The 21421-nt window shown below is 38.8% G+C and carries 19 protein-coding genes; all 19 read right to left on the reverse strand.

The window, feature by feature from the left end; translation table 11 throughout:
* Nucleotides 1–2 precede the first annotated feature (2 nt).
* Nucleotides 3–1247 carry an NAD(P)H-dependent oxidoreductase gene (locus WAX46_RS01330; RefSeq protein ID WP_226566927.1) on the reverse strand — a complete coding sequence of 415 codons (1245 nt, stop codon included), beginning with the start codon at nt 1245–1247 and terminating at the stop codon, nt 3–5.
* Between the two features lie 239 nt (nt 1248–1486).
* Complete coding sequence (locus WAX46_RS01335) at nt 1487–2425, reverse strand: sugar-binding transcriptional regulator (protein WP_226566928.1); 939 nt, start codon at nt 2423–2425, stop codon at nt 1487–1489.
* 150 nt (nt 2426–2575) lie between these two features.
* The gene (sigG, locus tag WAX46_RS01340) at nt 2576–3355 is read right to left on the reverse strand and encodes an RNA polymerase sporulation sigma factor SigG (protein ID WP_226566929.1); all 780 of its coding nucleotides are present in this window, start codon (nt 3353–3355) and stop codon (nt 2576–2578) included.
* A gap of 142 nt (nt 3356–3497) precedes the next feature.
* Nucleotides 3498–4217 (reverse strand): RNA polymerase sporulation sigma factor SigE, encoded by a 720-nt coding sequence (gene sigE / locus WAX46_RS01345; RefSeq protein ID WP_226566930.1) that lies wholly within the window; start codon nt 4215–4217, stop codon nt 3498–3500.
* A 58-nt stretch (nt 4218–4275) separates the two neighbouring features.
* Entirely contained in the window at nt 4276–5205 is a 930-nt protein-coding gene (gene spoIIGA, locus WAX46_RS01350) for a sigma-E processing peptidase SpoIIGA (RefSeq protein WP_226566931.1), read from the reverse strand.
* Between the two features lie 445 nt (nt 5206–5650).
* Nucleotides 5651–5980: a hypothetical protein gene (locus WAX46_RS01355; RefSeq protein WP_336493237.1), complete on the reverse strand. Its 330-nt coding sequence runs from the start codon at nt 5978–5980 to the stop codon at nt 5651–5653.
* A gap of 561 nt (nt 5981–6541) precedes the next feature.
* The gene (gene ftsZ, locus WAX46_RS01360; protein WP_226566934.1) at nt 6542–7687 is read right to left on the reverse strand and encodes a cell division protein FtsZ; all 1146 of its coding nucleotides are present in this window, start codon (nt 7685–7687) and stop codon (nt 6542–6544) included.
* A 33-nt stretch (nt 7688–7720) separates the two neighbouring features.
* Nucleotides 7721–9043, reverse strand: coding sequence for a cell division protein FtsA (ftsA, locus tag WAX46_RS01365; RefSeq protein WP_226566935.1), 1323 nt, complete (start codon nt 9041–9043; stop codon nt 7721–7723).
* A gap of 159 nt (nt 9044–9202) precedes the next feature.
* Complete coding sequence (locus WAX46_RS01370) at nt 9203–9571, reverse strand: small basic family protein (protein ID WP_226566936.1); 369 nt, start codon at nt 9569–9571, stop codon at nt 9203–9205.
* Complete coding sequence (locus WAX46_RS01375; RefSeq protein ID WP_226566937.1) at nt 9571–10296, reverse strand: DUF881 domain-containing protein; 726 nt, start codon at nt 10294–10296, stop codon at nt 9571–9573. Before WAX46_RS01375 ends, WAX46_RS01370 begins: the two co-directional genes overlap by 1 nt.
* A 20-nt stretch (nt 10297–10316) precedes the next feature.
* Nucleotides 10317–11006 carry a DUF881 domain-containing protein gene (locus WAX46_RS01380; RefSeq protein ID WP_336493238.1) on the reverse strand — a complete coding sequence of 230 codons (690 nt, stop codon included), beginning with the start codon at nt 11004–11006 and terminating at the stop codon, nt 10317–10319.
* Nucleotides 11003–11782: a cell division protein FtsQ/DivIB gene (locus WAX46_RS01385; protein ID WP_226566939.1), complete on the reverse strand. Its 780-nt coding sequence runs from the start codon at nt 11780–11782 to the stop codon at nt 11003–11005. The genes WAX46_RS01380 and WAX46_RS01385 overlap by 4 nt, the downstream gene beginning before the upstream one ends.
* A 136-nt stretch (nt 11783–11918) precedes the next feature.
* Nucleotides 11919–12830, reverse strand: coding sequence for a UDP-N-acetylmuramate dehydrogenase (gene murB, locus WAX46_RS01390; protein ID WP_226566940.1), 912 nt, complete (start codon nt 12828–12830; stop codon nt 11919–11921).
* A 31-nt stretch (nt 12831–12861) separates the two neighbouring features.
* Nucleotides 12862–13956, reverse strand: coding sequence for an undecaprenyldiphospho-muramoylpentapeptide beta-N-acetylglucosaminyltransferase (gene murG / locus WAX46_RS01395; RefSeq protein ID WP_226566941.1), 1095 nt, complete (start codon nt 13954–13956; stop codon nt 12862–12864).
* 198 nt (nt 13957–14154) lie between these two features.
* Nucleotides 14155–15255: a stage V sporulation protein E gene (gene spoVE, locus WAX46_RS01400; protein WP_226566942.1), complete on the reverse strand. Its 1101-nt coding sequence runs from the start codon at nt 15253–15255 to the stop codon at nt 14155–14157.
* 59 nt (nt 15256–15314) lie between these two features.
* Entirely contained in the window at nt 15315–16661 is a 1347-nt protein-coding gene (gene murD, locus WAX46_RS01405) for a UDP-N-acetylmuramoyl-L-alanine--D-glutamate ligase (protein WP_442895650.1), read from the reverse strand.
* Between the two features lie 9 nt (nt 16662–16670).
* A complete protein-coding gene (gene mraY, locus WAX46_RS01410; protein WP_336493240.1) occupies nt 16671–17645 on the reverse strand; it encodes a phospho-N-acetylmuramoyl-pentapeptide-transferase in 975 nt (324 codons plus the stop codon).
* Nucleotides 17646–17780: 135 nt separating this feature from the next.
* Entirely contained in the window at nt 17781–19256 is a 1476-nt protein-coding gene (locus WAX46_RS01415) for a UDP-N-acetylmuramoyl-L-alanyl-D-glutamate--2,6-diaminopimelate ligase (RefSeq protein ID WP_226566945.1), read from the reverse strand.
* A 211-nt stretch (nt 19257–19467) separates the two neighbouring features.
* Entirely contained in the window at nt 19468–21387 is a 1920-nt protein-coding gene (locus WAX46_RS01420; RefSeq protein ID WP_226566946.1) for a stage V sporulation protein D, read from the reverse strand.
* Nucleotides 21388–21421: the final 34 nt, after the last annotated feature.

A 21421-nucleotide genomic window follows, 5' to 3' on the forward strand; every position in this document is an offset into this window, starting at 1 on the left:
CCTTATGATTGAAATAGATGATCTTGTAATGAACGCAGCTTCCAGACCGTTGTGTTTGAATCAAGTTCTACATCATCATGAGATAGGAATTGTCCTAATTTAATGTCTTTTTTTGCAACCACTTTCCCGCTGATTAAGCCAATTGGAATGTGACCGTTTGTTTTCATGTCTTGATGCGTTACAAGTACACCTCTTACAGAGTAACCACCAATTCCGTCAAGTGTTTCGCCTGCTTTAATATCTCTTTTCGCAACGGCTACCGTTTCTGAAACTGGTACACCAATTGGATGGATGGAAGAATCATGCTGTAAGACCGCTTTTGCGATGGTAACTGGTGTTTCAAGACTCGCTAAGTGGAACGGACGATAAAGCGTGTAGTGAGGACCTTTTCCAACTTTTAAGTAGCGAAGCTCTTCATCTACTGGCTCAAGCTCACTTTTGACGATGACAAAGACGCCTGGTGCAAGTCCATTTACATATTCAACAACTCCGAAGTTATCCAGCACGCCGCCCTGTTGTTTTTGATTCAATTTATCTGCTACATTCTCTAAATTCGCTTCTACTCCGTGCATGCCCACTTTATCTGGCAAAAGCCCTGTCGCATTACTCAATAAGTTCATTTCTGCCATTGTTTTTGTTCCGTCCTGGAACGCAGCCAACATATGCGTACTCATATGTTTACTATCTGCCTCTACTTTACACGTATCTGGATTCGCTTCTGGGAAGAATGGGTTGTTTTTACCTTTCCCAGCAACTAATACTTCAAGCCCCATTGTTTTCGCAAATTCATATAATTCTAGCGTTGCGGCTGGTTCATCTCCAGCTGATCCAGAGTAAACAAGTCCTGTATTCGTGAATAATTTATGCATCACCAAACCAATTGTAATATCGACCTCCACATTTAAAAGAACGAGATGTTTTTTTGAATTAAGCGCTTCCAAAGAAATGTTAGCTCCGACCTCTGGAACACCTGTTGCATCCACAACAACTTCCACGCCATCTGATTGAATCACTTCTCTGTAATCATTTGTGACAACCATTTGATGAGGCTTTGTATGCTGCTTGTAAAAATTCGCTGCCTTCTCTGCTGCATCAAGCTGAATATCACAGACACCTGCTACAATCATGCCTGGAATTTTAGAAATTTGTGAGATGAGTCCAAATCCCATTTGGCCTGCGCCGATAATCCCTACTTTGATCGGGTCGGCACTGCGTTCTCGTGCTATCAACTGTTGATAGATTGACATCTAAATCATCCTTTCAGTTTTTTATGCTTTACAATAGATTGCTAGAAAAAATCTGAAACTTTTAACAAATGTTATTAAAATTAACAAAAATCGATTTATTGTAACATTTGTTATTTTATTTACCATTTGTTATGAATTCAGTTTATATGATGTGTCAACTTTGTGTCAAGCTAAAATAGATGGAATTTTCATTCTTTTTGAGTCTAAAGACTTAAAAAACTACCTATCATATTAGGTAGTTACTTTAATAAGGCATCTCCAGTTCGTTCATCCGTAATTAATACATGAATTAATCCACCCTCTAATACCGCTCGGATGGCTTCTATTTTTGCTTCTCCTCCAGCGACACCAATGACAAGCGGAATTTCTTTCAGCTTTTGCGGGCTTATGCCCATCACCTGGTCGTTCCATGGATGCGGATAAATTTCTCCTTTATAATCAATAAAATTGTAGCAAATGTCACCGGCCACATCCTTCATTTGGAGTATATCCCCCTCGCCGTTTGTCATGTAAGATTTCACCATCGTTGAATGCTGCGGAACCCCGCCTATTCCGACAACGGCAATATTTGATGATTCTCCTAGCTCAATGACTTTTTTTATTGATGGCTGTCTAATCAATACTTCCTTCGCTTCTTTCGTATCAAGCATGACAGGAACATGTAAAAATTCACATTTTGACTTGAGTGCTTCTGTACATCTCGCAATAATATAATTGGCATGGATATCAACATCTTCATTCCCAACCCCTCCGACAAGCGGAACAAATGTAACGGATGGAAAGTGCTGAACAGACGTAAGCGCTTTCGCCATTTCATGTAAAGTTGTTCCTGATGAAAAGCCGATGACTTGTCCATCCTTCATAACTTTTAATAAAAAACCCGCAGCCGCAGCTCCGATTCGACTTTTTGTTGCTTCTTGACTGAGAGATTCAACACATACGACTTCTCGTAGCCCATATTTTCGCTCTATTTTTCTTTCTAACGACCCGTATTGTTGATTGACTTCATCATGAATAATGATTTCCACGATTCCTGCTTCCCGTGCTTTTGCCAAATATTTCGATATGAGCGAACGGCTAACCCCCACAGCTTCTGCAATTTTAGATTGGGTGGCGCCTTCTTCATAATACATATGCGCAACCTTAATAAGCACCCTTTTTTCATCATGGAATGTCATAATAACCCTTCTTTCCGTTTATGTGTTCCTTAACAAATGATATATGAAATAACATTTGTTAGAAACAGATTAAATGAAAAAAATAACAGAGTCAATACTAGAGGCGTGTTCTCTAGAAGAATGAAAAAAGCCGCACATCAAGTGGCGGCTTTAAAAAATGTTTTTATTCATTTGTTTGATGGCTGCTTTTTCAAGCCTTGATACTTGTGCTTGAGAAATCCCGATTTCTTCAGCGACTTCCATTTGTGTTTTGCCTTGGAAGAAGCGTTTTCGAAGAATCATTTTTTCTCGATCATTTAATCTGCGCATTCCCTCTTTTAAGGCCAATTCTTCCACCCATTGTGTGTCTTTGTTCCGTTCATCACTAATTTGATCCATCACATAAATCGGATCTCCTCCGTCATTATAGATCGGTTCAAACAAAGAAACAGGATCTTGAATCGCATCTAGGGCAAAGACAATTTCCTCATGAGGTACTTCTAGCACTTTGGCAATGTCTTCTGCCGTCGGCTCCTTGCTTGTCTCACTAATTAGCCTCTCTCGGACTTGGAGTGCCTTGTAGGCAATATCTCTAAGTGAACGAGACACCCGAATCGGGTTGTTATCACGCAAGTATCGACGTATTTCTCCTATGATCATAGGAACCGCATAAGTTGAAAATCTGACATTGTGGCTTAAATCAAAATTATCAATTGATTTCATTAATCCGATACATCCTACTTGGAAAAGATCATCAACATACTCGCCTCTGTTGTTAAAACGCTGAATCACACTTAAGACCAACCGCAAATTGCCATTGACTAGCTTTTCTCTCGCTGTATCGTCACCTTCATCTTGCAGCTGTCTGAACAATTTTCTCATCTCTTCGTTTTTCAGAACAGGCAGTTTGGAGGTGTCGACTCCGCAGATTTCAACTTTATTTTTGGACACTTTTTTCCCTCCCTACAGGAGCTGTTGTACAAAGTACAGTATCTCCTTGGGATGGAAAAATATGCACGAGCTATGACGAGAAACATGTGAAAAAATGATGATCCCTTTGACAGCACAGGGAAAGAGCTTTCAAAAATTTTTTTTAGACCATTTTATTAAATTCTTTTTGCAATCGTTTAATAATTCTTTTTTCGAGTCTTGAAATATAGGACTGTGAAATACCTAGCATGTCAGCGACATCTTTTTGCGTTTTTTCTTCACCGCCAACTAAGCCGAACCTGAGTTCCATGATCTGCTTTTCACGGTCATTTAATTGCTCTAACGCTTTTTTTAGTAATTTTTTATCTACATTTGCTTCAATATCCCTGGTGATAATATCATCATCTGTTCCAAGTACATCTGACAAAAGCAGTTCATTCCCGTCCCAATCAATGTTGAGCGGCTCATCAAACGATACTTCTGAACGGATTTTATTATTTCGGCGCAGGTACATCAAAATCTCATTTTCAATACACCTTGAGGCATATGTCGCAAGCTTGATCTTTTTTTCCGGATTAAATGTGTTGACTGCCTTGATCAGTCCTATCGTTCCTATACTAATTAAATCCTCAATATTAATACCAGTGTTTTCAAATTTCCTTGCAATATAGACCACTAATCGCAAGTTTCTTTCGATAAGAATAGCCCTTGCTGTTTGATCACCCTTCGGTAATTTGACAAGCAGTTCTTGTTCTTCATCCTTTGATAAAGGAGTCGGCAGTGCTTCACTTCCACCAATATAATAAATTTCATCACTCTTTAGACCTAGCTTCATGAGAAGTTTATACCAGTAGTAAGTGAGTTTAAATTTTAATTTTTTCATCTTCTTCTCCCTTCTAAAAGTCAAATTGACCTCGTAAGATAAAAGACATCACAAAAAACTACGACACCCCTTGTATGATTTTCCCGTCTAACATATCTGGATGAATGATGGATTGAAATTCCTGATCTACTGATAAGCCTCCGAGGCTCATCCCAACAAAACACTTCGATGGTTCGATGATATGCGTTTTTGAATAAATGACGACAGTATCTGGCTTTAAACATAGTAGAAACCCGTGATCATGACCGACGGCACGATATGGAACAAGTCTTAAACGATCGAGCAGTGGAAAACGATCATCAAGCTTCTGCATCACTTCAACAGGATGACACTGTTTCATCAGCTCTAAAAACGGCTCCCCGCAAATAGACGTTAGCTGATCAAGCTGAACGATCATAACAGGTGTTTTTGTCATAGGATCATACAGACGATTGCCAGAATCAACGAGTCCATTTAAGCGAATGGTCTCTCCATCAATGTGTATCTCCACAAGTACTTGTTCATCATACTGTCTTTTTTTCACACCAACCTCTCCTAATCTTTTCTTTGAAAACAGCCAAATGGCTGGAAAGCCAGTTAAAACGAAAAACCAGCTAACGGGATCACCAAATCCATCATTTTGTGAAATAAACAGTCCGTCTTGAATGATTGTATTTGTTTGCAAAAACGAATGAACCCCGATCATGCCTCCTCCCATTAAAAATGTGACAAAATAAAAAACAAACAAGTTTTGAAAAAAGGAACGAAATCTTTGAAAACCAAAGGTTGCAATCACGATCAAGACAGAAAAGAGTAGCTTGCCTAAAGGGTGTGACGCAAACATCGCAAATGGTGTAAAGAGCAAGAGAACCATACTCGATCCAATCAGAGCTCCTAACATATATCGCCATTTTTTCACTTCTCGTTTGAGAATAAATGCAGTGAGTAAGAGAAGCAAGAGATCAAAACAAAAGTTTAACAGCCCAATTACGTCTAAATAAATGACCACCTTCTGCTCCTTTCATCTGAACCAAAGAATCAAAAGCAGTACTTGCACTTGTTTGTACCAGTATAAAACAGTCATCACAAGGAAGTCTGTCAATTCTTGTTGGGGATGATGGAGAACTTTTGATGGATTGTTATTGTTTTTGTCGAGGAATGAGAGTGAGAGAATTGGGTGCAGTGTTCGGTACTAAAAAGACACGCTCCAAAGAGTCGTGTCTTTTGTTGATGGTTACTTCTCATTAATGTTTACTGTTCCTGATGCCTTTTGTCTTGTGACATTTCCATAATCATCTCGCACAATGACTTCAATCAGCACGCCTTTTGCTTCTGCGGTAGATGTGCCGTACAGTATCCTTTATATGTTCCTTCTGCTACTTCAAGCTTCGGCAGCTTTTTTGTTTTTTGGAGCTTTGATCTAGCGCGTGTCAGGGGCATGACAAAGGTTGCCTCTAGCTTTTTCCTGCTTTTAAATGAATCTTAACAGATTCTCCTGATGATAGCTTGACATCTGTTTTTGGGGTCAGCTCAGAAATGTCAGGTGCCTCGTATTGAACATCGATGTCAACTTTTCTAGTCGTTAGTTTCCTGTTACATCTTTCGCTATGACTTCGTATTCTTCCGTTCTTAAACAGCACTCTTGCGGAATACTTCCCATCTTTCATTGTAGCCTTCTTCCCATGGACTTTAACTTTATCAAGATGATCGTCCGCTACTTTTCCTTCCAAAGTGAGCAATTCTCTATTTGATTTTTCTCCATTTTTCAGTGTATCAATGGTCAAAGTTGGTGCTGTTTGATCGATGACAATCTTTACCGGCTTTGATTATTTCGTTGCACCTTTATCATTTTGACTAGGAAGGTGACCTTGTCTTCCTGTTGAAACTGTTTCATTAAACTAGATGAAATCTTTGCTTTTGTTTCTTAGAAGAAACGGCTTCCCCCTAAATGAGGTGGAAGTCGAATTTGCTTGAAACCATCCCAAAGCTTGTCATCGTTAACGTACCAATCATCAAAACACTCATAAAACGATAGACGGCGGTTTTACGAAACTTCACTTTTAATAAAATCCCTCATCCCCAAATGATAAAGCAGAGTATAATCCTCATGACAAGATTCATGGTGTTCTATTTAATGTAGTCAAACAAAGTTCATCATTTTGTCGTTTTTTGCAAAGGAATCCAAAAATGATTTTTTGTATTAATATGTATAAGTCAAAATACATATAATAGATTGAGTGACTCTCACATATTTAAGACTTTCCGATCAAAAAAACAACAGGCCACTTTATACTTTTAAACATTAAAAAATCCCCTTCCAATGAAAGGGGATGAGCTATGCTCAATTAGCTTTTGTTGCGGTTACGCAAGAACGTTGGGATATCCAGCGTATCATCGGTTGATTGTGTATTTTGTCTTGGCTGAGATGATGTTTGCTGATGTTCCTCACGTTTGAATTCGCGCTTTTGAGGAATGGATTGATTTTGCTGTAATCCTTGTGCTAATGGATTTCTTTGTGGTTTTGTCACTTCTGGCTCTTGCTCAATAAATCCAGTTGCGATTACTGTCACCACAATTTCATCCTTCAAGTTATCATTAATGACAGACCCGAAAATCATGTTTACATCTTCATCAGATGCAGATGCAACAATATCAGCTGCTTCTTGTACCTCATAAAGACTTAGGTTTGTACCACCCGTAATATTCATGATAACGCCTTGTGCTCCGTCAATCGCCGTTTCAAGAAGTGGTGAAGAAATCGCTTTTTTCGCTGCTTCAGCCGCACGGTTTTCACCTGTTGCCACACCAATGCCCATAAGAGCTGAACCTTTATTGGACATGATTGTTTTCACATCAGCAAAGTCAAGGTTAATCAAACCTGGTGTTGCAATTAAATCAGAAATTCCTTGTACACCTTGTCTTAACACGTTATCCGCTGCACGGAACGCTTCAAGCATCGGTGTGTTTTTATCAACGATTTCAAGTAAACGATCGTTTGGAATCACGATTAAGGTATCAACAGCTTCTTTCATAGAAGCAATTCCTTCAACTGCTTGAAGCTGCCGCTTTCTTCCTTCAAATGTGAAAGGGCGAGTGACTACTCCAACTGTCAAAGCCCCTGAATCTTTTGCGATTTTTGCAATAACAGGTGCAGCACCGGTACCAGTTCCACCGCCCATACCAGCTGTAACAAAAACCATGTCAGCTCCTTTTAATACTTCTTCAATTTGTTCCTTGCTTTCCTCAGCAGCCTTTTTACCGACCTCAGGATTCGCACCTGCTCCAAGCCCTCTTGTCAGCTTAGCACCGATTTGCATTTTCGTTTCTGCTTTTGATAAGTTTAATGCCTGTGCATCTGTATTCACTGCAATAAAATCGACACCCTGTACGTCATTTTCGATCATTCGGTTGACAGCGTTATTTCCGCCTCCACCTACTCCGATTACTTTGATTGATGCTAGGCCGTCTATATTTGTTTCAAACTCCAACATGCTGAATCCTCCTAATCCGTCAAAAATCTAATTCTATTCCCAGAACATATTAAATAGTTTTTTCATTTTGCCCTGTTTTTTATTTGTCTCTTGTTGTGCTTTTTGTTTTACTTTCGGTCTTGGCTGCGCTTCTTTTATTTGTGGTGTAGAAGAAACCGGCTCCATAGATGTGCCTACTTCATAAAATGCCTCATCCGGCATTTGGAATCCAACCTGTCTGCCCTGAATTTTTGCATTGCGATAAGCAAAATGGATCAGACCCACTCCTGTCATATATTGAGGCTCTCTCACCCCAATATAATTAGGACTTGCAATTCTTACATTGTTTTGTAAGACCGTTTGTGAAAGTGAAAGGATACCAGGTATGGCCGCCTGTCCACCTGTTAGAACAAAACCGCCAGGCAAATCATGGACACCCATATTTCTTAACTCTTCTGCCACAAACAACAGGATTTCTTCCAACCGTGCCTCAATGATATTGACCGCTTCAAGTTGTGTATACGTCTGTTTTTGGTCGGTACCAATGACGGAAACTTCAAATGTTTCCTCAGACGATGCCTCATCATAGAACGCATGTCCAAATTGTTTTTTGATTCGTTCAGCTTCTTCCGTTGAAGTTCTCAATCCTATAGACAAATCTTTTGTAATGTTCTCTCCGCCCAAGGGGATACTGTGAGTAGAATAGAGATGCCCGTTTTCAAATACTGAAATCGTTGTAGATCCGCCGCCAATATCGACAAGAGCTACCCCTAGATTTTTTTCATCTTTCGATAATGCTGCTGAGCCCGATGCGAGTGACTGCAGGCAAATATCCATAATTTCAATTCCAGCTCGCTCTACACATCGGAGCCAGTTATGTAGAATCGTTTTAGAACCTGTAATTAACGATCCGTCCACCTCTAGTCGAACGCCAAGCATTTTTTTGGGATCTGTAATCTCATCTCTTCCGTCGACAATAAATTGCCTTGGGATGACGTCTACTACGAGATGTTCTTGAGGAATAGATACTACCTGAGCAGCATCTAAGACACGTCTTACATCTTCAGCATGTATTTCTTTGTTTTCACTAGAAACTGCGACCACGCCGCTCGTATTCTGAATATGAATGTGGTTCCCGTTAATTCCAACAATCGCCTTTTGTAAAGGAAAACCTACCATTCTCTCAGCCTGTTCAAATGCTTGTCTAATAGAATGAACTGTCTCATCTATATCAACAATCGATCCTTTTTTTAACCCCTCTGAAGGGACATTTCCAACACCTATAATGTTAAGCGAATCATCCGCCATTTCTCCGACGATGACTTTTATATTGGATGTACCGATGTCAAGGCTGACGTAAATTTCATTGTTGTTCATTCTATGGCACCTCCTCACATATCAATACTTTCTATTCTATTATTTGCTGAACAACAATACAATGAATGTGTTTTTACAAGTGTGTAACAGAACTTAAAAAATCAACATTTTTTATTAGGATTACTGAAAATATTCGTTACATCATATGTATATCCTTTTTTATGACTCACTTTTTTTCTTTTTTTCTCTAGAAATTGTCCATTTAGTTAGTAGAATTCTTCGAATAACTGCTATATTTTGAAACAACCTAACGCCGAACGCAAACATTCCGACTAAATACAAGTCTACACCAAGATGGACGCCCAGAAAAGCTAAACTTATTGCTAGTATAATATTAAAGAAGAAGCCTGATACAAACACGAGTTCATCGTATGCCCCTTGCAGATGTGCTCGAATTCCACCAACCAAAGTATCAAGCGCAGCAAGCACAGCAAGGGAAAGATAGTTAGAATACTCATTCGGTATCGTAAAATTAGTTAAGAAACCGATCGCAACTCCTATAATTAAACCAAGTACAGGAAGCCACATTAAGATTTTCCCTCCTTTACATCATCAAGAGGCTTCAATTCGTTTAATTGAATTGCACCGTCATATGCTTTTAAGTGAATTTTTTTCTTCGGCTGACTAATACTCAAGCTGAAATTTTCTTGAGCGAACAAATCGCCAATATCTGTTACATTTAAACGGCTATACAATTTGTCGGCCTGCTGGCTAATCATCTTAATAGTGACGACATCTCCATCTAAGCTGTAGCCATCCATTTTCGTTGTACCATTAATATCTCGAATGACACTTGTATTAATCACTCTGTGGCCATTAATAGAGATATGTTTCGCCCCAAACATATTGGCTTCGTTTATTAATTTTTTGAAAAGGTCAGGAGGAATATTTTTGACTTCTTCTCCGGTCAGATCCTTGGAAAAGAGCTGAGTGATTTCAACTTCAATTCCTTCCCCCACTACCTCTGTAAAACCAGCCTTTTCTTTTAAATCCTTTAACGTTTTTGTTAGTTGTGCTTCTTTTGATTGATCTTCTTGCTTACCATACTTTTTCAGCATCTCGTCATATTTATCAATCTCTTTCAACAAATCCAATTCTTTATTTTTGGAAGCGGATAAATCCTCTCTTAATTCCCAAACATCGCGAGTATCACGAATTTCAGGCTTTTTTAATGAGTTAAATTGGATGGAGACCATCACGCCAAATATCACCATCAAAGCAGTCAAACTAAGTAAAGGCTTTTTTTTCCTCAACACCACTCACCTTTTCACTTTTAATCTTTGTTTCTTAAAAGAGGATTCATGCGAATATCCTTTTTTTCAATTGTCATTGAAATGTGATCACTTGTCAGTTGATCAACCACCCCACCTGCAATATTTAAAGCAGGTATTAATACAGCAGGATCACCGATAGCAGATATGACAAAAGGCGCTGGATGCTGAACTCCATCAACTGTGACAACTGGGCCGTTACAATGTATGGATGATTGGTGTGTAATTCTTTGTCCATTAATCGATACAGCAGATGCCCCTGATATAAACAATTCGTTTATCACATGAAAAATGTGGCTCTCATGAACAATGTAATTATTTACATTTTTTCCACTCGGGATATAAGATGCATCTTCAAGAGATACTTTTATTCCTTTCCCTTTTACACCTATTTCCCCAGTAAACATTCTATATTTTTCAACATCTTCCAAAACATTAAAATACTGCTCTTTTTCATTCTTTAAACTGGACTCTATCGCTTGAACCTTTGTTTGAAGGTTATATAGTTCTTTTTCGAGTTTCTGATTTTCCTTTTCTTGCTTTGTCTGCTGACTTTTCAATGAATATTCTTTTTTCCATTGTTCTGTTCGATTGACATCTGCCTGATGTTGCTTGGTATATTGATATGAAAAAGAAATCAGAAACCCAAGAACAAGCATCACAATTGAGAATATCACTGTTTTGCCTCTCAATGTTCATCTTCCTTTTTTCTAGACTTGAAAGCTTCAAAATACGTCGCTACTTCCATATGAATAATGCCTTTCTCAGATGAGGAAAGTTCTTTAACAATGGCTGGATAGGTTTTCATTTTATCGGCGAATGTTTTAATTGATGCGATTACAGTGTTTCCATCATTCATATAAAATTTCACAAGCCACTGATTTGAACTTGTTGGCACATAATACGCTTCTGAGATGAGTTCCTGAATAGAGACTGGCAGTTTATTCAAAGATCTAACTGTTTGCTTCAATTTCTCTTTATTGTCCCAATCGACAAAAATAGGTCCTGCCTGACTTGGCGTTACTTCATCTGGTAAAGTTGTCCCATTTTCAAGAAGCTCATAATATAGATTTCCCTTTTGAAGATACGCAATGTTTGAATATTCCTTTACATCAATACTGACCTTATTAGGAAAATGTTTTTTAATAGTGACACTTTTAATTAGTTGATTTTGCTTAATATGATCTGCTGTTACATCTTTATTTAAATTCCAAAACTCTGTCTCGCCTTCTTTAATTTGTGAAAGATTAGCAAGCTGTTTTGTTGATAAATGCTCGTTACCCGTAATGGTTAAAGAAGAAACTTTACTAATAGGTGTTTGCAAATAAATAATGATTAAAACCATGATAAAAAACAACAGAATAAAAGAAATCAGTCTCCGATTCGCTTTCTGCTTTCTTTGTTCTTTAATTTTAGGAATTCGCTCTTCTATATTGACGATCTTTTCATTTTCATGATCAGGCCGCATATATACTCTTCACCTCATTCAAAGCTGCTTGTCCACACCTTTGGGTCAATGCTTATCTCATTTTGATTAGAAAACAAACGGCATGAAAGAATGCCGTTTGTTTGCCTGCGATGCCATCATTCATAAAAACTAGCTTTTAATTTGCTTCACCAATAATCTCTACTTCTGTATGCATATCCACATTGTAGTCTTCTTTAATTTTGTTTTGAATGTACTGAATTAAGTCCAACACATCTTGAGCCGTTGCGCCACCAGCGTTGACAATAAAGTTTCCATGCATATCAGAAATTCTTGCTCCACCAATCTGATATCCTTTTAAATTCGCCTTTTCTACAAGCTGTCCTGCATATTCAGGTAATGGATTCCGAAAAATACTGCCTGCACAAGGTCGATTATAGGGCTGTGTTTCCTTGCGATAGTCTTTATTTTGCTGCATTTTTTTTGTAATTTTCTTGCGATCATTCTGTTTGAGCTTGAACACTGCTTCAAGGACAATGCCTGGTCGTTCTTTTTGAAGTACAGAAGTTCGATAGCTAAAGTTCATTTGCTCATTCGTTAACCATTCAATACTTCCATCTTCAAATAAGATTCTAGCTTTCACAAGAATGTTACTGATATCTGACCCATGTGCCCCTGCATTCATATAAACAGCACCACCAATCGATCCCGGGATACCGGCTGCAAATTCCAATCCTGAAAGACCCTGCTTACTAAGAGAAGTTGCAAGTCGTACAATAGAATATCCGCCGCCAACTGTAATTTCTTCTTCATGAACAGTTAAATGATCCAGTCCTGCACCTAACTTCAAAACCACACCACGAATTCCTTTATCAAGTACAAGTAAATTAGACCCTCTCCCAATGACCGTCCAATTCGCATGCTGTTTTTTTACATGATCCATAATCGTTTTGACTGCGTTAACATCTTTTGGGATAACCAATAGATCTGCTGGCCCACCAATTTTCATAGTCGTATGATTTGCAAGCGGCTCATTTTCAAGCACTTTACCAACCTGCGCTTCTAATAATTCATTCTTCAAGTTCTCCATATTACCCTCCGCTTTACCTATTATCATTCACTCATCTAGTCACAATTTCTTTTAACACATTATATAAACGTGTGGCCGCATCTGGAACTCCGAGTTCTTTCGTTAAACGGCTCATTTGGTTTAGTTTCTCTTCATTACCAGCAACTTCATCAATTGCATGCAACAATCGATTTCCTGAAAGCTCTGATTCTCTTAATACGATAGCAGCATCATGCTTTTCAAGTGATCTCGCATTGATTTCCTGATGATTTGCCGTCACGTATGGACTTGGAATGAAAATAGTCGGTATTCCAAGAGCTGTGACTTCAGCAATCGTTGTCGCTCCTGCTCTTGCAACAATGACATCAATTGATTTTAAATACTCCGGCATTTGATGCAAGAAAGGCTTTGTGATCATATTCGGTGCTGCACTTTTTTCTTTTAATTCGTTCAGCACTTTTTCATAATGAACCTCACCTGTAATATATAAAAGCTGGTAGTTCTTTGCCTTTAATTCATCTTGCATGTCAATCACTGCTTGATTGATTGGAGCTGCACCTCTGCTCCCGCCAAAAATGAGAACCGTTTTTTTCTTCTCATCCAGCCCGAACTCTTTAAGGGATTTCCCCTCTTTAATAGAGACGACTTCAGAGGCTCTTGGGTTTCCCGTAAAAACAACCTTTTCAGAAGGAAAATGTTCCTTTGCTTCTTCAAAGCAGATGGCTACCTTATTAACATATCTCGCCAGAAACTTATTGGTGATACCAGGCAGGCTATTTTGTTCGTGAATAATGGTCGGTATTTTCAGCTTAGAAGCCGCATAAACGACAGGACCACATACATAGCCTCCTGTTCCAATGACAGCATCTGGCTTAAACTCTTTTAAATAAGCTTTGCTTTTTTGAACTCCCTTTAGGAATCTCATCACCGTTTTTACATTATCAAAGGAAAGCTTTCTTTTAAAACCTGAAATTTCAATTGACTTAAAAGGTATATTTTCTCTTTCTACAATTTTCTTTTCAAGCCCATTCTCAGTACCAATATATAAAAATTCCACATCAGGATGCAGTCTTTTCACTTCTTTAATAAAAGCTAGCGCCGGATAAATATGTCCGCCTGTTCCGCCTCCACTAATAACTATACGCATTATACCATTTCCCCTCAATTTTTTTTTGCTCTGAACAAAGTATAAACCCTGTTTTAAACAACAGGGCTCCGTCAAAACCTGTAAAGAAGAGTCAAACATCATGTTTTCGAAACAGAAACTGCCATTTTCACTCTTCAAATCATTTTTTTATACTTTTGCAAAATAAAAGTCTATATGGTTTGATGAACTAGCAGCACATTAGTATCTAGCGTACCTGCTTACATTCAAAAGCACGCCAATGGCCATCAGCATTAATGTCAGTGATGAGCCTCCATAACTTAAGAATGGGAGCGTGATACCTGTCACAGGGATAAGACCAGTGACAACTGCGATATTAATCATTACTTGAATAGCAACCATTGAAATGATGCCTACTGCTAAGAAACTTCCGTATAAGTCTGGTGCTCCAAGTGCTATTCGTATGCCTCTCCATAACAGAACACTAAAGAGTAACAAAATGAGCGATCCGCCTATAAAGCCGAGTTCTTCAGACAATATCGCAAAGATAAAGTCCGTTTGAGGCTCAGGCAAATAGAAGAATTTTTGTCTACTTTGACCAAGACCCATTCCAAACAAACCGCCTGGACCAACAGCGTATAAGGATTGGATAATTTGAAACCCGCTGCCTAGTGGATCCTCCCAAGGATTTAAATAAGAAGTGATTCGTTTTATTCGATAGGGTGCTGATAAAACAAGTGCAGTAAATCCGCTAAGCCCTAAAAGACCGAGAAAGATAAAGTGAGCAATTCTCGCACCTGAAACAAATATCATAATAATACAGGTTCCAACCATTACCGTTCCTGTACCCAAATCTGGTTGCAGCATAATGATGGCAAATGCAGAAAATACAATGCCTAACGCTGGCGCAAAGCCTTTACGGAAAGACGTGATATTCTTTTGCTTTTCAGATAAGAATTTTGCAAGAAACGCAATCATCGCAAGCTTCATAAATTCAGAGGGCTGAATACTAAACGCACCGACACCGATCCAGCTTCTTGATCCATTTCTCTCCATACCGATCCCAGGAATGAGTACGAGCAATAGGAGAAGAAAACAAAAAGCAATCAATATCTTTGACCAAGTCCGCCACGTCCAATAATCGACTCGCATAATGAAAAACATCGCGATAACTCCGATTCCAGCAAACAAAAGCTGTCTTTTTGCAAAATAAAACGAATCATCAAATTTATACGATGCCCACACAGCACTTGCACTGTACACCATAATTAAACCAATCGTCAATAAAAGTAACGTAATGACAACAAGCAAAAAATCCGGAGAAGTTTTCTTATTCGTCAAGAGACCGACACCCCAAGCATAATTTCATTTGGGCTGTCAGTCATATGAGAGACAAGCCCTTATTTAAGCATATGCACGGCGTTTACAAACATGTCTCCACGTTCTTCAAATGTTTTATGTTGATCCCAGCTTGCACAAGCTGGAGACAATAAAATCACGTCTTCTTCTTCAGATATGCTAAACGCCGCAGGTACTGCTTGTTCAACATTATCGACATGTTTTACGTGATGTATTCCCAGCTCTTCACCAAGCTTCACAAACTTAGGTGCAGTCTCACCAAATGTGATAATTCCTTTCACATTATTCATAAAAGGTTTTAATTCATCAAATTCATTGCCTCGATCTAGTCCGCCCACTAGTAAAATGGTCGGCTGTTCGAAGGCTGATAATGCTTTACTTGTAGCAAGTATATTTGTCGCTTTACTATCGTTATAAAATTTTCTACTTTGAATCGTATCCACAAACTGCAAACGATGCTTTACTCCACTAAATGTTGTGAGAACGTGGACAATCGCTTCATTTGAACAGCCTGCATTTTTCACAACACAAATGGCTGCCAGAATATTTTCTAGGTTATGCTCACCAGGAAGGACAACATCCTTCAAGTCGATGACATGTTCATTCATATAGTAGATAGCACCATCTTTTATAAAAGCTCCATATTTTACTGGCTCTTTTACCGAAAAAAACATTTTTTTCGCTTTTGATCCTTCTGCTAATTTGACGACAGATGGATCATCTAAATTTATTACAGCTATGTCACTTTCATGTTGATGTGCGTACACTTTCTGCTTTGCTTTTTCGTATTCTTCACGAGTGTGGTGATAGTCTAAATGTGCGTCAAAAATATTTAATATTAAGCTGATTTTGGGTCTGAATTCAACTGTTCCCATTAATTGAAAGGAAGAGAGCTCAGTAACGATCCATTCATCACCTTCTGCATTTGCAGCGACTTCACTTGCAACCGTTCCAATATTACCTGCTACTAGCGTTTTTTGACTATCTTTTTTGAGCATTTCATAAATCAATGTGGTGGTAGTGGTTTTTCCATTCGATCCGGTTATTCCAATAAAAGGAGATGAGGTCAAATAATAAGCTAATTCTATTTCAGTCCAAACTGGAATTTGGCGGCGAATCGCCTCTTGGACCATCACATTCTCATAAGGAATTCCAGGGTTTTTAATTAAAACCGTAATTTCTTTATCATCGAACATACGAAGAGGATGAGAGCCACAAATGACATCAATCCCCTTTTCAGAAAGTAGCTGAGCAGGCTCATTTTCTTCAAACGATTTTTGATCATTTACCGTTACATTTACTCCGTATTCGTGAAGAATTGAGGCTGCCGCATATCCGCTTTTTGCAAGACCTAGTACTAGTACATGTTCGTTTTTTAACATTTGCATCTTATTCAATTATAACCACACCTCGATGTAAATTCCTAAAACAGCAAGCAATAAACCAGCTGTCCAGAAGGTGACAACCACTCTCCACTCAGACCAGCCAACTAACTCATAGTGATGGTGAAGCGGGCTCATCTTAAAGATTCTTTTTCCAGTTGTTTTAAAGGAGATGACTTGAAGAATAACGGATAACGTTTCAACAACAAATACTCCTCCAATAATGACGAGTAAAATTTCAAGTTTCGTTAAGATCGAAATCGCTACAATGGCACCGCCTAAAGCCAGGGATCCTGTATCACCCATAAATACTTTTGCAGGGTGCGCATTAAAGACAAGGAAACCAAGGACGGCTCCAGCGACAGCGACAGAAAAGATTGCCACATCATATTGAGATTGATTCCAAGCCAGTATTGCAAAAGCTCCGAAAGCAATAGCAGCTGTTCCAGATAATAGACCATCAAGTCCATCCGTTAAGTTCACCGCATTAGAACCACCGACAAGCATGAAAATAACGAGGATAAAGTAAGCCCATCCTAAATCAAAGCTCACATCCGTGCCTAGAATGCGTATCGTAGTTGCAAACTGATAATAATGGAAGACTGCATAAAATACCACGGCAATCACAATTTGACCGACCAATTTCTGTTTTGACGTTAATCCAAGATTCCGCTTCATCGCTACTTTAATATAATCATCTAAAAATCCTAATAAACCATAGCCAAGTGTGACAAATAGAAGTAAAAACATTTCTGGACTAATTTCAGAGAATTTGTTGATCATCACAATCGTTGTAATCGTGATAGAAAAGATAATCATAATTCCACCCATTGTTGGGGTACCTGATTTCTTTTGGTGAGACTGTGGGCCTTCTTCTCTAATACTCTGGCCAAATTTAAGCCTTCTTAAAAACGGAATAAAAATCGGGGATAAAAGAACACTGATTAAAAATCCCATTATAATTGTAAACAATATTACCTGTTCAAGCATCGTTCTTTACTCCTTCCGAATTTCCAAAGCCGTTTTCCATCAGAAAATAGCATTCATTTTTATGATATTCATTCGTGTCTTTCATATGTTGTTTTTGTACAAAATGCTCCATTACATTACACTCTTTTCATCATTTTAAGATTTGTTTAGATCTAAAATAGCGTCCACTGCAACCTTTGCATCATCAAAGTCGTAGACTTGATCGCCAATAATTTGGTACGTCTCGTGGCCTTTTCCCGCTATTAAGACTGTATCGCCTTTGTTGGCATTGGCAATCGCAAAAAAGATCGCTTGTTTACGATTCACAATGCTATGATAATATGCTTCTGGCACTCCATTTTCCATGTCTTTTAGAATAGCTGTTGGATCTTCACTTCTTGGGTTGTCTGATGTAAATACGGGCTCATCTGCATATTTCACAGCGATTTGGGCCATTTGTGGGCGCTTTGTTTTATCACGGTCCCCACCGCATCCTATCACGCAGAAAATTCTACCTTCTGTTAATTCTCTACACGTTGTGAGTACATTTTCTAAGCTGTCAGGTGTGTGCGCATAGTCAATGATGACAGGGAAGTCTTGATCACAGTTCACAAGTTCAAATCTTCCTTTGATTCCCTCCAGTTCTTCAATTGCACTGACGATCATATTAAATGATAAGCCGGATACAATGCCTACTGATACACAAGCCAGGATATTATACACATTGAACTTCCCAATGAGGGCAACTGTCACATTTTTTGTGCCAATTGGTGTGATCAAATCAAATTGTGTTCCCTTTGGCTTAATTTGAATATTCTTTGCCATCACATCTGCTTCTTGCTCTAAGCCATAAGTCATGATTTCAGCACCTGTGACTTTCTCAAAATAACTTGAAGCTTCATCATCGGCATTTAAAATGGCATGCTTTGGCTTATCATGCTGAAAGGCACTTCCTAGCTGGGAGAATAGCAAGCTTTTCGCGTGTTTGTATTCTTCCATTGTATTGTGGTAGTCTAGATGATCTTGCGTAAGATTTGTGAAAACGGCAATATCATAATCACATCCATGAACCCGGCCAAGATGCAATGCATGTGATGATACTTCCATAATAGCTGTGTCTACATCTCGATCAAGCATCTGTTTAAAGGTTTTTTGAAGGGTGACACTCTCTGGTGTTGTATTTTTGACTTCAAGGATTTCATCGTTCACCTTCATATACATCGTACCAATTAAGCCTGTTTTCTTATCGGCTTTTCTCATCATTTGCTCTATCATGTGTGTTGTTGAGGTTTTCCCGTTTGTTCCAGTGATACCTATTAGATTTAGTTTATGCGATGGCTGCCTGTAAAACGCATCAGCTATTCTTGCAAGTGCTCTTTGAGAGTGTTTCACAATAATGACTGGTACATCTGTTATATTAAGAGGGTGTTCTGCTACAATAGCAGCAGCTCCGCTTTTCACCGCTTTTTCAGCGTAATCATGTCCATCTACTGTATAGCCTTTTATACAGACAAAAAGGCTCCCTTTTTTTACCTCTCTTGAATCCATTTCAATGGAAGTGATATCGGGATTTTCGTTTATTGATTCGTTGTTTTCATTTTTAAAGTATGTAAGGAGTTCCTGTAATTTCATTTCATATCAAACCTCTCAAATTCGTTCACGTGCATGTCTTGTGAAAAAAACACACAGTCTATATTTTATCGTAAAAAAAAGGATACATCCAGCGAATTCCTTAAGTTTCTCTTGGAAAAAACACACTTTATGCTCATTTTTTAAAACTGTCCATCCCTTTCAACAGAAAGAGGTAGCCGAATGAGTGCGGCTACCCTCTGTTCATTCTTTATTATTCGTCGTTTAAGTATAGTCTGATCGTGGAGCCTTCTTTTACTTTTGTACCGGCAGCAGGCGATTGCTTCACAACTTTACTGCCAGTTCCTGACGCATCGATCTTTAAGTTAATGAGGAGTGATTCAAGGTCAGAAACAGATCCCCCTACAAGATTCGGTATCTCAATGGTTTTTGTGTCCAGCCACTGGTACTTCTTTTCAATTTGTCCTGTTCTTTTTTTTACACCCATCTCAGGCAGGCTATCGCGCATAATATGGCCGACGATTGGTGCTGTTACTGTACCACCAAATTGGATCGTGCCCTTTGGGTTATCAACGGCTACATATACAACGATGCTCGGATCATCAGCAGGGGCAAATCCGATAAATGACACAATGTGGTTATTTTCCATATACTTACCGTCTTTTACCTTCTGTGCTGTTCCGGTTTTCCCACCAACCCGATACCCTTCAACAAATGCATTTCGCCCAGTACCTTGAGCTACTACACTTTCAAGTGCATATCTGATTTCTTTTGAGGTCTCATTTGAAATCACTTTCTTCTTAGCAATAGGTGATTGCTTTTTCACTACCTCTTTTGTGGTCGGATCCATCCATTCTTTTGCAATATAAGGTGTGTAAAGCGTTCCACCATTTACCGCTGCAGCCACTGCGGCTACTTGCTGAATCGGTGTTACGGATACACCTTGACCAAAGGCAGTTGTTGCCTGCTCTACAGGACCTACACGATCAAGAGGGAACAAAATACCTCTCCCTTCTCCTTGAAGGTCGATTCCAGTTTTTTGTCCAAAGCCAAAATTTTTAATATAGGAAAATAATTTATCTTTTCCAAGACGCTCACCTAACTCTACAAATCCTGGGTTACAGGAGTTTTGAACCACTTCTAAAAATGACTGTGATCCATGCCCGCCTTTTTTCCAGCATCTGAGTCTTGCTCCATCCACTGTCACAGATCCGCTGTCAAAAAAATGGTCGCGTTTTAAATTTACTTTATTTTCTTCTAATGCTGCTGCGAGTGTAATGATTTTAAACGTCGATCCCGGCTCATATGTGCTCCAAACCGGTAAATTCCGGTTAAACACTTTCGGATCAACTGATTGATAGTCAGCTGGATCAAAATCAGGTCTGCTTGACATTCCTAGCACTTCACCATTTTTCGGGTTCATTGCAATGGCGATCATGCCATCTGGATTATATTTTGCCTGTGCATTGTCTAATTCTCGTTCAATGATGGTTTGTACTTTAGAATCGACCGTTAATTTCATATCAAGACCATCTTTAGGCGGTGTATAATCATCTGCTTCATCTGGCATTTTTTGTCCTTTTGCATCAGAATAGAATTTCACAGATCCTTTTTCACCTTTTAGGTCATCATCATAGTAAGCTTCCAGTCCAAGTAAGCCTTGATTATCAATTCCAGCAAAACCTAATACATGTGATAAGAAGCTTCCAAATGGATAATGTCTGATACTGTCTTCTGCTACATAAATCCCATCTAAATCAAGCTTTCTCACTTCTTTGGCTTTTTCATGAGATACTTTTCTACCCTCTGGAGAAATTCGCTCTATTGATGTTTTCTTGGTAACGTGCTTGTACGCTTTCTCCTCAGACATATTAAGCACGGCCGCTAGTTTCTTGCTTGTTTCTGCTGGGTCTTTAATTTGGCGAGGCACAGCCAAAATGGATGGAGCACTTTTGTTCGTTGCAAGCTCTACCCCATTCCGGTCCAAAATATCCCCTCGTTCGGGTTCAAATGGGAGGTTACGGCTCCATGAATCTTTTGCTAAGCTTGTCAGCTTTTCGCCCATAATAAACTGTACATAACCTAATCTAGTATCTATAATAAAAAAAATGATCACCCCAAACAGCAGCACGAAAAGCAATCGTTTTCTCACTGTTACACTTGACACTCGCACGCCCGGTTCACTCCTTACATATGGCTTGTTTCCA

The sequence above is a fragment of the Bacillus sp. FJAT-53060 genome (assembly GCF_037104745.1).
GTDB classification, from domain to species: domain Bacteria; phylum Bacillota; class Bacilli; order Bacillales; family Bacillaceae; genus Bacillus; species Bacillus stratosphericus_B.